Below are 12,554 nucleotides of genomic sequence, written 5' to 3'. Positions count from 1 at the left end.
CCAAATCCTCGGGTTGCGCCCTGTAAAAAATATCTCTAAAAATTGTGGCGCAACGACCAGTTCCCTGGTGTTGGCGCAGTGTTCGCGCACCCCGGTTTATCCGGGGTCATTTTTTATCTGCCGCCGCAACCCACGCCTTCAGCACGGCCACATCGTTCTGCCACTCCGATTTCATCTCTTCAACCCATTCACCAACGTTATCTGACCACGCGGGCAGATCCGGCGTCTGAATCTGCTGTCCAAGCTGCTGAATGTGGCGCAGGCCGATAGAGCCCGCGGCGCCCTTAATCTTATGGCCTTCATCGACAATCCCTTTCTGGTCGCGGGCGGTGAGGTTGGACTCCAGCACCGCCAGATAGCCCGGCATCATCTTCTCGAAAACCGCCAGACCGTCGTTGATAAGCTTCGGCCCCACCAGCTCGATATACTGCTCCAGCATCGGAATATCCAGCACCGACGCCGATTTCGCGATATCAGCGGCCGGCGCCTCATCCTGGTCATCGTCCGGCGAATCCCAGAACTTTTTGATAATTGCGGTTAGCGCCGGGACCGACAGCGGTTTACTCAGCACATCATCCATGCCGGCATCCAGGTACTCTTTCTTGTCCTTCAGGACGTTGGCCGTGAGCGCCACCAGCGGCGGCAGCTCGTCGGCGGCAAAGCGCTGCTTCAGGTGGCGCGAAATATCGAGGCCGGTCATGTCCGGTAGCTGAATATCCAGCAGCACCAGGTCATATTCACCGGGTTCGAACATCTCCAGCGCGGCTTTGCCGGTCATCGCCACATCGACGCTGTTGCCCAGCTTTTCCAGCACCGAGCGGGCGACAATCACGTTAAGTTCAATATCCTCAACCAGCAGCACGTTCAGCGCCGGGAGCGGCATTTCATCGTCCGCCAGCGTGTCTTCAACTTCCTCCGCTACCGCAGGCGCATGCACGGTTAAGGTAAAGGTTGCGCCCTGCCCCGGCTGGCTGGTGACGTTGATGTCGCCGCCCATATTGCGCGCCAGCCGGCGCGACACCGCCAGGCCAATCCCGGTGCCGGTGGCAGGTTTCCCGCCGTGGCTATCCTTAACCTGGTAGTACATCGCGAAGATTTTATCCTGCTCCGCTTGCGGGATGCCGATACCGGAATCCTCAACCTCAAAGTGCAGAATATCGCCCTCATCGTAGCGAATACGTACGGTCACGTTGCCGCCCTGAGGGGTAAATTTGACCGCGTTACTGATGAGGTTCCACAGGATCTGCCGCAGGCGGGTACCGTCGGTTACCACCTTATGCGGTAGCGGAAGCGTCGGGTCCATCACAAAGCGCAGGCCTTTCTGCTGCGCCTGCAGGCCGGAGAGGTTTTCGAGGTCGGCGAGGAAGCTGGTGAAGTCGACCGGCTGATTATCGAGCTGGACCTTACGCCGCTCCATCTTATCCATATCGATAATATCGTTGAAGATATTGCCCAGCGTCACCGCCGATACATGGATCGTTTTCAGATATTTTTCCTGCTCGCCGGTAAGTTCGGTATCCAGCAGGATGCGGCTGAGCCCCACGATGCCGTTAAGCGGCGTACGCAGCTCGTGGCTGATGGTTGAGATAAAGGTCGTCTTGTCGCGGCTGGCGCGCTCCAGAGCGTCCTGGTAGCGCTTACGTTCGGTAATATCGCGACCGAAGCCCATCAGGCCACGGCGTTTGCCGACGCGATCGTAGTAAGGAACCTTGCGGATTTCGAAGCAGGCCTTGCGCCCGTCCGGGTAATCCAGCCACTGTTCATAGGTCAGAGAGACGTTATGTCGGAATACCTTTTCATCCGTTTCCAGCACTTTCTCCGCCGCTTCCTCGTTATAGACATCCTGCGGCTTGAGGTGAATAAGCTGCTTCTCGCTTTTACCTGTCAGCAGCTCCATCGCCCGGTTACATCCGGAAAATTCTTTATCTTCATTGCGATAAAAAACAAGGTCCGGCGAGGCGTCGAGGAATGAGCGCAGGAAGGAGGACTGCTGTTCGAGCTGAATTTGCGTCTCTTCACGCTCTTTCATTTCGATCTTCAGCTGTTCCAGCGTCGTTTCGCGTTCCGCTTCCGCCTTCTCGCGCTCGCCAATCTCCTGATTGAGCTGCGCGATGTTGTCTTTGAGCTGCACGGTGAGCTTCAGATCCCGCTCGCGCATCTCCTCCAGCTTCTCCACCAGCCTCGAGAGGCGCTGTCGCGACTCCTCCAGCTGCTCAACCACCACCGACAGAAAGTAGACCGCCCACGGGGTAATCAGCAGGCCAAAGAAGATAGAGCGGATCACATCGATACTTTCAACCTGACCGTGCAGCACCATCGTAACGGCCATCTGTACCACAATCGCCAGCACCACCAGGGCCAGGGCTAACAGCATGGAAAAACGCACCAGACCTAGCTTCATCATCAGGTCAACATAGTACTGCGCCAGCATACGGATTTGCTTCATAAGGGATTCCTTCGCCACAACTGTGCACAATAATACCCAATTCTAAGCGAGGCGCCGTAAGTTGTGCGAAAAATGCCGATCCTCTTCATACTTCAGGCCGCAGCGGCGCGGGCTGCCGGCTGAATTATCCCCGGCGCCGCGCCATGTTCTGGCTTACACCGCGGGCGGGTTCCACGCGCGTCCCAGCGCCGAACCCTGCACGCCGTGTTGGTTCAGATAGCGATCCAGTTCGACCATCCCGGTCCAGCGATTTTCGCACCACAGCGGCGCCAGCAGGGTTGGACGGCGGGCGCTGGCGGAGATTCGGTGATAAATCACCTCCGGCGGCGTATGGCGAATCATCTCTCCGGCGGTCACGGTATAGTCATCCAGCGCAATGCCGTTAAGACGCCCGGCCTGCCAGGCTTTCGCCATAATGCTGCCGGTGACAATATGCAGAGGATGCAGCTTGATGCCATCCACGCCGGTTCCGACAACCTGCTCCAGCGTTTGCAGGCAGTGGCTCTGCCCTTCGCCCGGAAGCCCGACAATCAAATGTGAACACACCTTTAGCCCGCGCGCTCTCGCCAGTCGGGTCGTGCGCTGATAGCAGGCAAAATCATGGCCGCGGTTAATCCGCCGCAGCGTTTTGTCGTGCGCCGTTTGCAGGCCCAGCTCCAGCCATACCTCGTAGCCCTGCTCCCGGTACTCCGTCAGCAGGTCCAGTACCGCTGCGGGGACACAATCCGGACGGGTGCCAACGCAGAGCCCGACAATATTGGCCCGGCTCACCGCCTGCTGATACATCCCGCGCAGCACCTGCACTTCAGCAAAGGTGCTGGTGTAGGCCTGAAAATAAGCCAGATAGCGCTTCGCGCGGTTAACCCGCTGCGCCTGAAGCGCCAGCTGCTCGGCAATCGAGCGGTGCTGCTGCTCTTCGTCGGCAAAAGAGGCGACATTGCAGAACGTACAGCCCCCTCTGCCGATGGTGCCATCGCGATTTGGGCAGCTAAATCCACCATGCAGCGTCAGTTTATGAACCTTTTCGCCATAGCGGCGCATAAGATCCCCACCAAACATATTGACTAATTTTTGTAACTGCATAATCTGATAGACCGGCCTGAAGAAAGGGGCCAAGCCTGCCATTTTTAGTCACCTACGGCGATGACCTGGATCAATCGTCAGAGTGGCCGCTCACCTCATTGCATAAACACTCAATATAACTGCAATTTCATTCACGATTTCTATGATGACTTTTGCTTATACTTAACCTCTGGTTTGCCATTATCTTCGCCGGGGTTAAAAACAGTGTTATTTCTGGCTCCAGAGATAATAAGCAGATAAATATTCTGCAATAAAAAGACACTTCAGCACAGATCGACAATGTTCCGCTATCGATATAGTGAGACAGATCACACTAGATTACGCTTCCCGGTACGTTTCAATAGCGTTAAAAACCCGTTAATATCTTTAATAATCATATCATTAAACACCTCATAGCACATTTTTGTATAAATAAGATTGCCATTTGACGTAAGTGTGGATTCCCGATAAGTTGGGAATCCGCTGGAAGCTTTCTGGATGAGCTCTCTGCTCATCATATTTATGCAGTAATTGAGATTCCCTCTTACAGCAAGTCCTCAAACTTGCGTACCGATGCGAAAAGGATTTAAAGAGGGCGAATGCGAGGTGCAAACCCCGTCGCCATGCTCTTTCTGTGCCCGTGCGCAATCGGTATCGGAGGGTGTCCCGTAGAGCCTGGGGAGGTTCACTGATATGTTGTACGATAAATCCCTTGAGAGGGATAACTGTGGTTTCGGCCTGATCGCCCACATAGAAGGCGAACCTAGCCACAAGGTAGTGCGTACCGCTATACACGCACTGGCCCGAATGCAGCACCGCGGCGCGATTCTTGCCGATGGTAAAACCGGCGACGGTTGTGGCTTGCTGCTGCAAAAACCCGATCGTTTCTTCCGTATCGTTGCGGAAGAACGCGGCTGGCGTTTAGCCAAAAATTACGCCGTTGGGATGCTGTTCCTTAATAAAGATCCTGAACTGGCTGCTGCCTCGCGCCGCATCGTAGAAGAAGAACTGCAACGTGAAACCCTGTCTATCGTCGGCTGGCGCGAAGTGCCAACCAACGAAGGGGTTCTCGGTGAAATCGCCCTCTCCTCGCTGCCCCGTATCGAACAAATTTTTGTTAACGCACCGGCAGGCTGGCGCCCGCGTGATATGGAACGTCGCCTGTTCATCGCGCGTCGTCGCCTTGAAAAACGCCTGCAGGATGATAAAGATTTTTACGTTTGCAGCCTGTCGAACCTGGTGAATATCTATAAAGGTCTGTGTATGCCGGCGGATTTGCCGCGCTTCTATCTGGACCTTGCGGACCTGCGTCTGGAATCGGCAATCTGCCTGTTCCACCAGCGCTTTTCCACCAACACCGTGCCGCGCTGGCCGCTGGCGCAGCCGTTCCGCTACCTGGCGCACAACGGCGAAATCAACACCATCACCGGCAACCGCCAGTGGGCACGCGCGCGTACCTATAAGTTCCAGACCCCGCTGATCCCCGATCTGCACGATGCCGCACCGTTCGTCAACGAAACGGGCTCGGACTCCAGCTCGATGGATAACATGCTGGAACTGCTGCTGGCAGGCGGGATGGATATCGTTCGCGCGATGCGCCTGCTCGTTCCGCCGGCCTGGCAGAACAACCCGGATATGGATCCGGAACTGCGCGCGTTCTTCGACTTTAACTCCATGCATATGGAGCCGTGGGACGGCCCGGCGGGCATCGTCATGTCCGATGGGCGCTACGCTGCCTGTAACCTCGACCGTAACGGTCTGCGCCCGGCGCGCTACGTCATCACCAAAGATAAGCTGATCACCTGCGCTTCCGAAGTGGGCATCTGGGATTATCAGCCTGACGAAGTGGTTGAGAAAGGCCGCGTTGGCCCTGGCGAACTGATGGTTATCGATACCCGCGGTGGCCGTATTCTGCACTCGGCGGAAACCGACGACGACCTGAAAAGCCGCCACCCTTACAAAGAGTGGATGGAGAAAAACGTTCGTCGCCTCGTGCCGTTCGAAGACCTGCCTGACGAAGACGTTGGCAGCCGCCAGCTGGATGACGATACGCTCGCCAGCTATCAAAAACAGTTTAACTACAGCGCTGAAGAGCTGGATTCCGTGCTGCGCGTGCTGGGCGAGAACGGCCAGGAAGCCGTCGGCTCCATGGGCGACGACACGCCGTTCGCCGTGCTCTCAAGCCAGCCGCGTATTATTTACGACTACTTCCGCCAGCAGTTCGCGCAGGTGACTAACCCGCCGATCGACCCGCTGCGTGAAGCGCACGTGATGTCTCTGGCCACCAGCATTGGCCGCGAAATGAACGTCTTCTGCGAAGCGGAAGGCCAGGCGCACCGCCTAAGCTTCAAATCGCCAATCCTGCTGTACTCTGATTTCAAACAGCTCACGACCATGAAAGAGGAGCACTATCGCGCCGATACCCTGGATATCACCTTTAACGCCGCGGAAACCACCCTGGCCGAGACGGTGAAGGCGCTGTGCGACAAAGCGGAACAGATGGTACGCAACGGTACCGTACTGCTGGTGCTTTCGGATCGTAACATTGCCAAAGATCGCCTGCCGGTACCGGCGCCAATGGCGGTCGGCGCCATCCAGACTCGTCTGGTCGATAAGAGCCTGCGCTGCGATGCCAACATCATTGTTGAAACCGCCAGCGCCCGCGACCCGCACCACTTCGCGGTACTGTTGGGCTTCGGCGCAACGGCTATCTATCCGTATCTGGCCTATGAAACGCTGGCAAGACTGGTCGATAGCAAAGCCATCGATAAAGATTACCGCACGGTGATGCTGAACTACCGTAACGGCATCAACAAAGGTCTGTACAAGATCATGTCGAAGATGGGTATTTCGACCATCGCGTCCTATCGCTGCTCGAAGCTGTTTGAAGCCGTTGGCCTGCATCGCGAAGTTTCCGATCTCTGCTTCCTCGGCGTAGTCAGCCGTATCGGCGGCGCAGGCTTCGACGACTTCCAGCAGGACCTGCTGAATCTGTCGAAACGCGCCTGGCTGGTACGCAAACCGCTGGGCCAGGGCGGTCTGCTGAAATACGTTCACGGCGGCGAATACCACGCCTATAACCCGGACGTCGTACGCACGCTGCAGCAGGCGGTTCAGAGCGGTGAATACCACGATTACCTGCAGTATTCGCAGCTGGTCAACGAGCGCCCGGCCGCAACCCTGCGCGATCTGCTGGCGCTGAATCCTGGCGATGAAGCGATCGATATCGCGCACGTTGAGTCGGCAAAAGAGCTGTACAAACGCTTCGATACCGCAGCCATGTCTATCGGCGCATTAAGCCCGGAAGCGCATGAATCGCTGGCGGAAGCGATGAACAGCATCGGCGGCTTCTCCAACTCCGGCGAAGGCGGTGAAGATCCGGCGCGCTACGGCACCAACAAAGTGTCGCGCATCAAGCAGGTTGCTTCCGGCCGCTTCGGCGTCACGCCGGCTTACCTGGTTAACGCCGACGTTATTCAGATTAAAGTCGCTCAGGGCGCAAAACCGGGCGAAGGTGGCCAGCTGCCGGGTGATAAAGTCACCCCGTACATTGCCAAACTGCGCTACTCGGTACCGGGCGTCACGCTGATTTCTCCGCCGCCGCATCACGATATCTACTCGATCGAAGATCTGGCGCAGCTGATTTTTGACCTGAAACAGGTCAATCCGAAAGCGATGATTTCCGTGAAGCTGGTCTCCGAGCCGGGCGTTGGCACCATCGCGACCGGCGTGGCGAAAGCCTATGCCGACCTTATCACCATCGCCGGCTATGACGGCGGTACCGGCGCCAGCCCGCTCTCTTCAGTGAAGTATGCGGGATGTCCGTGGGAGCTGGGCCTGGTGGAAACCCAGCAGGCGCTGGTTGCCAACGGCCTGCGGCATAAGATTCGCCTGCAGGTGGACGGCGGCCTGAAAACCGGCCTCGACATCATCAAAGCGGCGATTCTCGGTGCGGAAAGCTTCGGCTTCGGTACCGGGCCGATGGTGGCGTTGGGCTGCAAATATCTGCGTATTTGCCATCTGAACAACTGCGCAACCGGCGTAGCGACCCAGGATGACAAACTGCGTAAGAACCACTACCACGGCCTGCCGTTCAAAGTGACCAACTACTTTGAATTCATCGCCCGCGAAACCCGCGAGCTGATGGCCCAGCTGGGCGTGAAGCGTCTGGTGGATCTGATCGGTCGTACCGATCTGCTGAAGGTGCTGGACGGCTTTACCGCGAAGCAGCAGAAGCTGGATCTGTCAAAACTGCTGGAGACCGCCGAGCCGCATGCGGGCAAAGCGCTGTACTGCACCGAGAACAACCCGCCGTTTGATAACGGCGTGCTGAACGCGCAGCTGCTGCAGCAGGCAAAACCGTTTGTTGACGGCAAGCAGAGCAAAACGTTCTGGTTTGATATCCGCAATACCGACCGCTCCGTTGGCGCTTCGCTGTCTGGCTACATTGCCCAGACTCACGGCGACCAGGGGCTGGCTGCCGACCCGATCACCGCCCACTTCAGCGGTACCGCGGGCCAGAGCTTCGGCGTGTGGAACGCCGGCGGCGTGGAGCTGCACCTGACCGGCGATGCGAACGACTACGTGGGTAAAGGTATGGCCGGCGGCCTGCTCGCCATTCGTCCTCCGGTAGGCTCAGCCTTCCGCAGCCATGAAGCGAGCATCATTGGCAATACCTGCCTGTACGGCGCGACCGGCGGTCGCCTGTACGCAGCAGGGCGCGCAGGTGAACGTTTTGCGGTACGTAACTCCGGCGCAATCACCGTCGTTGAAGGCATCGGCGATAACGGCTGTGAATACATGACCGGCGGCATCGTCTGCGTGATCGGTAAAACCGGCGTCAACTTTGGCGCAGGGATGACCGGCGGCTTCGCCTACGTGCTGGATGAAGCCGGCGACTTCCGCAAACGCGTGAATCAGGAGCTGGTGGAAGTACTGGACGTTGACTCTCTTGCTATCCACGAAGAGCATCTGCGTGGTTTGATTACCGAACACGTGCATCTGACCGGCTCGTCGCGCGGGGAAGAGATCCTGGCTAACTGGCCGGCCTTCTCGGCGAAGTTCGCGCTGGTTAAACCAAAGTCCAGCGATGTTAAAGCACTGTTGGGTCACCGTAGTCGTAGCGCAGCAGAGCTGCGTGTGCAGGCGCAGTAAGGAATTCAGATGAGCCAGAACGTATACCAGTTTATCGACTTACAGCGCGTTGATCCGCCAAAAAAGCCGCTGAAGATCCGTAAAATTGAATTTGTCGAGATTTACGAGCCGTTTTCAGAGGGCCAGGCTAAGGCGCAGGCAGACCGCTGCCTGTCCTGCGGCAACCCGTACTGTGAATGGAAATGCCCGGTTCACAACTACATCCCTAACTGGCTGAAGCTTGCCAATGAGGGTCGTATTTTTGAAGCGGCAGAGCTGTCGCATCAGACCAACACCCTTCCGGAAGTGTGCGGCCGCGTGTGCCCACAGGATCGCCTGTGTGAAGGTTCCTGTACGCTGAACGATGAGTTTGGCGCCGTGACCATCGGCAACATCGAGCGCTATATCAACGATAAAGCGTTCGAGATGGGCTGGCGTCCCGACCTTTCCGGCGTCAAGCCGGTCGGCAAAACGGTCGCCATCATTGGTGCGGGCCCGGCGGGCCTCGCCTGTGCTGACGTCCTGACCCGCAACGGCGTGAAGGCCGTGGTATTCGACCGCCATCCGGAAATCGGCGGCCTGCTGACCTTCGGCATTCCGGCATTTAAGCTGGAAAAAGAGGTCATGACCCGTCGCCGGGAAATTTTCACCGGCATGGGGATTGAATTCAAACTCAACGTTGAAGTGGGCCGTGACGTACAGCTCGACGATCTGCTGAAAGAGTACGATGCCGTGTTCCTCGGCGTAGGTACCTACCAGTCGATGCGCGGCGGACTGGAAAACGAAGATGCAAACGGCGTATATGATGCCCTGCCGTTCCTGATTGCCAACACCAAGCAGACGATGGGCTTTGGCGAAACGCCGGAGGAGCCGTACGTCAGCATGGAAGGCAAACGCGTCGTGGTTCTCGGCGGCGGCGACACCGCAATGGACTGCGTGCGTACCTCCATACGTCAGGGGGCAACTCACGTTATCTGCGCCTACCGTCGTGACGAAGAGAACATGCCGGGCTCCAAACGCGAAGTGAAAAACGCGCGTGAAGAGGGCGTTGAGTTCCAGTTCAACGTTCAGCCGCTGGGTGTTGAAGTGAATGCCAACGGTAAAGTGTGCGGCGTGAAGATGGCGCGCACCGAGATGGGCCAGCCGGATGCGAAGGGCCGCCGTCGGGCCGAAATCGTTGCCGGTTCCGAGCACGTCATCCCGGTAGATGCGGTGGTTATGGCGTTTGGCTTCCGTCCGCACAGCATGGAATGGCTGGCGAAACACAGCGTTGAGCTCGACTCACAGGGCCGTATTATTGCCCCTGAAGGTAACGAAAACGCGTTCCAGACCAGCAACCCGAAGATCTTCGCCGGCGGCGATATCGTGCGCGGTTCTGACCTGGTGGTTACGGCGATTGCCGAAGGCCGCAAAGCGGCTGACGGGATCCTGAACTACCTGGAAGTGTAACGCCAGGGCCCGGATGAACAATCCATCCGGGCTCAGTAAACGACAAAGCCCGCAGGCGAGAGCCAGCGGGCTTTTTATTACGTGAGCAGTCAATGACCGCCGCAGCGGCGTCAAAAACAGAACAGACCCCGAAGGGTCTGTCATCTGCGATCGACGAGATGGGATTACTTCACGACGCGTAGCGCCGGTCGCCCACCGCGAGGCGGCGGCGTATCATCAGGGTCGTCCTCATGATTATCCGGCTTATCGCCGTCAATCACCGACATTACCGTTTCGTTCTCGTTGCTTAACGATGCTTCGTCATCATTCAGGCTGATGGCGTCCCCATCATAAGCCGCTTCCGGCTCGAACATGGTTCCCGCGCCGTTTTCACGCGCGTAGATAGCCAGTACGGCAGCCAGCGGAACGGAGACATTGCGCGGTACGCCGCCAAAGCGGGCGTTGAATCGCACTTCATCGTTAGCCAGCTCCAGATTACCGACGGCGCGCGGAGCAATGTTGAGAACAATTTGTCCGTCGCGTGCATACTCCATCGGAACCATAACGTTCGGCAGAGTTACATCGACGACCAGATGCGGAGTCAGCTGGTTATCCAGCAGCCACTCATAGAACGCCCGTAGCAGGTACGGGCGACGCGGCGTTAGCTGCGATACATCCATCGGTTAGCCTCGACCGAGTCGCATTTCACGCTCGGGTTCAGTTAAGGAAGCCAGGAAGGAGTCACGTTCAAATACGCGGGTCATATAGCCCTTGAGCTCCTTCGCACCGGCACCAATCACTTCTACGCCGAGTACCGGTAAACGCCACAGCAGCGGTGCAAGGTAGCAATCGACCAGGCTGAACTCGTCGCTCAGGAAATATGGCTTCTGGGTGAAGACTGGCGCAATCGCCTGCAGCTCTTCACGCAGCTGCTTACGCGCGTTATCAGCCTGTGCGGCGGTGCCGGTCTGAATGGTATTCATCAGCGAATACCAGTCTTTTTCGATACGTTGCATGTACAGACGGCTTTCACCACGCGCCACCGGATAAACCGGCATTAACGGCGGATGTGGGAAACGCTCATCCAGATATTCCATAATGATGCGGGATTCCCACAGAGTGAGCTCACGATCCACCAGCGTCGGTACGCTTTGATTTGGGTTGAGGTCAATCAGATCCTGAGGTGGGTTATCCTTCTCCACGTGTTCTATCTCAAAACTAACACCTTTTTCTGCCAGCACGATGCGGACTTGGTGGCTATAGATGTCAGTAGGACCAGAAAACAGCGTCATTACCGAACGTTTGTTGGCAGCGACAGCCATGAAAACCTCCAGGTATATTCAGAATTTTGTACTGCTACCAGCCACGCATGGCTAGCCAGATGTAAAAACCCCATTCGCGGGAAGACATTCTCGTTTATGAAAGAAACAAAAAACGAACAATCACCAGCATTTGGGCAGAAAATTGGATGATAGTTTACCAGATCTTGACGACGTTGTGGTGAGGGGATTCTGGAAATGCTGAAAAAGTGGTAAGAATGGGTGACTTCGGCATGGAAAGCGACCGTTTTATCCATAAAAAAACCCGCCGAAGCGGGTTTTTTCGCAAATTGTTCTGCGTGAGCAGAAAACAATTAACGTTTGGAGAACTGAGGACGACGACGTGCTTTACGCAGACCGACTTTCTTACGTTCAACCTGACGAGCATCACGAGTAACGAAACCAGCTTTACGCAGTTCGCCACGCAGGGACTCATCATACTCCATCAGAGCGCGGGTGATACCGTGACGGATCGCACCAGCCTGACCAGAGATACCACCACCTTTAACGGTGATGTACAGATCCAGTTTCTCAACCATGTCGACCAGTTCCAGCGGCTGACGAACTACCATGCGGGCAGTTTCACGACCGAAGTACTGTTCCAGAGAACGTTGGTTGATAACGATTTTGCCGTTGCCCGGTTTGATGAAAACGCGAGCTGCGGAACTTTTGCGGCGACCAGTGCCGTAGTATTGATTTTCAGCCATTGCCTATAATCCCGATTAGATGTCAAGAACTTGCGGTTGCTGTGCCGCGTGGTTGTGCTCGTTACCCGCGTAAACTTTCAGTTTACGGTACATAGCACGACCCAGCGGGCCTTTTGGCAGCATGCCTTTAACCGCGATTTCAATCACACGCTCAGGACGGCGGGCAATCATCTCTTCAAAGGTCGCTTCTTTGATACCACCGATGTGGCCGGTGTGGTGGTAATACATTTTGTCTTCGCGCTTGTTGCCGGTTACAGCAACTTTTTCTGCGTTCAGAACGATGATGTAATCACCAGTATCTACGTGCGGAGTGTATTCCGCTTTATGCTTACCGCGCAGGCGACGAGCCAGTTCAGAAGCCAGACGGCCCAGAGTTTTACCGGTCGCGTCAACAACATACCAGTCGCGTTTTACGGTTTCTGGTTTAGCTGTAAAAGTTTTCATTAAAAGCTTACCCAA

8 protein-coding genes are annotated in these 12,554 nt (G+C 56.5%); 2 read left to right on the top strand and 6 right to left on the bottom strand.

The annotated features are described in order from the left end of the window. Positions 1–106: 106 nt before the first annotated feature. Together arcB and mnmL are read right to left on the bottom strand one after the other, a co-directional pair. Positions 107–2,446, bottom strand: a complete 2,340-nt coding sequence (gene arcB / locus QFI97_RS03970) for an aerobic respiration two-component sensor histidine kinase ArcB (RefSeq protein WP_095099946.1) — start codon at positions 2,444–2,446, stop codon at positions 107–109. A 153-nt stretch (positions 2,447–2,599) separates the two neighbouring features. Continuing rightward, on the bottom strand, positions 2,600–3,529 hold the full coding sequence (gene mnmL, locus QFI97_RS03965) for a tRNA modification radical SAM protein MnmL/YtqA (RefSeq protein ID WP_346430852.1): 930 nt from the start codon (positions 3,527–3,529) through the stop codon (positions 2,600–2,602). A 672-nt stretch (positions 3,530–4,201) separates the two neighbouring features. On the opposite strand from mnmL, the gene gltB reads away from it, so the two are divergent. Both gltB and QFI97_RS03955 read left to right on the top strand, forming a co-directional pair. Then, a complete protein-coding gene (gene gltB / locus QFI97_RS03960) occupies positions 4,202–8,662 on the top strand; it encodes a glutamate synthase large subunit (protein ID WP_095099955.1) in 4,461 nt (1,486 codons plus the stop codon). Positions 8,663–8,671: 9 nt separating this feature from the next. Then, positions 8,672–10,090 (top strand): glutamate synthase small subunit, encoded by a 1,419-nt coding sequence (locus QFI97_RS03955; RefSeq protein ID WP_095099957.1) that lies wholly within the window; start codon positions 8,672–8,674, stop codon positions 10,088–10,090. Between the two features lie 164 nt (positions 10,091–10,254). Here QFI97_RS03955 and sspB read toward each other — a convergent pair whose 3' ends face one another. From sspB to rplM, 4 genes are all read right to left on the bottom strand, one after another. After that, complete coding sequence (gene sspB / locus QFI97_RS03950; RefSeq protein WP_095099960.1) at positions 10,255–10,749, bottom strand: ClpXP protease specificity-enhancing factor; 495 nt, start codon at positions 10,747–10,749, stop codon at positions 10,255–10,257. 3 nt (positions 10,750–10,752) lie between these two features. Continuing rightward, positions 10,753–11,391 carry a stringent starvation protein SspA gene (gene sspA / locus QFI97_RS03945; protein ID WP_041147437.1) on the bottom strand — a complete coding sequence of 213 codons (639 nt, stop codon included), beginning with the start codon at positions 11,389–11,391 and terminating at the stop codon, positions 10,753–10,755. 311 nt (positions 11,392–11,702) lie between these two features. Continuing rightward, positions 11,703–12,095 (bottom strand): 30S ribosomal protein S9, encoded by a 393-nt coding sequence (gene rpsI, locus QFI97_RS03940; RefSeq protein ID WP_000829815.1) that lies wholly within the window; start codon positions 12,093–12,095, stop codon positions 11,703–11,705. 15 nt (positions 12,096–12,110) lie between these two features. Next, entirely contained in the window at positions 12,111–12,539 is a 429-nt protein-coding gene (rplM, locus tag QFI97_RS03935; RefSeq protein WP_004868222.1) for a 50S ribosomal protein L13, read from the bottom strand. Positions 12,540–12,554: the final 15 nt, after the last annotated feature.

This window comes from Klebsiella scottii (genome assembly GCF_036561945.1).
Lineage (GTDB): Bacteria > Pseudomonadota > Gammaproteobacteria > Enterobacterales > Enterobacteriaceae > Klebsiella > Klebsiella scottii.
The sequence above is the reverse complement of the archived record's forward strand: the minus strand, read 5'-3'. Positions and strand labels throughout refer to the sequence as shown.

What these genes read in the sequence shown, in the direction of transcription:
- arcB (WP_095099946.1), bottom strand. Translation starts at nt 2,446, where the DNA reads ATGAAGCAAATCCGTATGCTGGCGCAGTACTATGTTGACCTGATGATG.
- mnmL (WP_346430852.1), bottom strand. Translation starts at nt 3,529, where the DNA reads ATGCAGTTACAAAAATTAGTCAATATGTTTGGTGGGGATCTTATGCGC.
- gltB (WP_095099955.1), top strand. Translation starts at nt 4,202, where the DNA reads ATGTTGTACGATAAATCCCTTGAGAGGGATAACTGTGGTTTCGGCCTG.
- QFI97_RS03955 (WP_095099957.1), top strand. Translation starts at nt 8,672, where the DNA reads ATGAGCCAGAACGTATACCAGTTTATCGACTTACAGCGCGTTGATCCG.
- sspB (WP_095099960.1), bottom strand. Translation starts at nt 10,749, where the DNA reads ATGGATGTATCGCAGCTAACGCCGCGTCGCCCGTACCTGCTACGGGCG.
- sspA (WP_041147437.1), bottom strand. Translation starts at nt 11,391, where the DNA reads ATGGCTGTCGCTGCCAACAAACGTTCGGTAATGACGCTGTTTTCTGGT.
- rpsI (WP_000829815.1), bottom strand. Translation starts at nt 12,095, where the DNA reads ATGGCTGAAAATCAATACTACGGCACTGGTCGCCGCAAAAGTTCCGCA.
- rplM (WP_004868222.1), bottom strand. Translation starts at nt 12,539, where the DNA reads ATGAAAACTTTTACAGCTAAACCAGAAACCGTAAAACGCGACTGGTAT.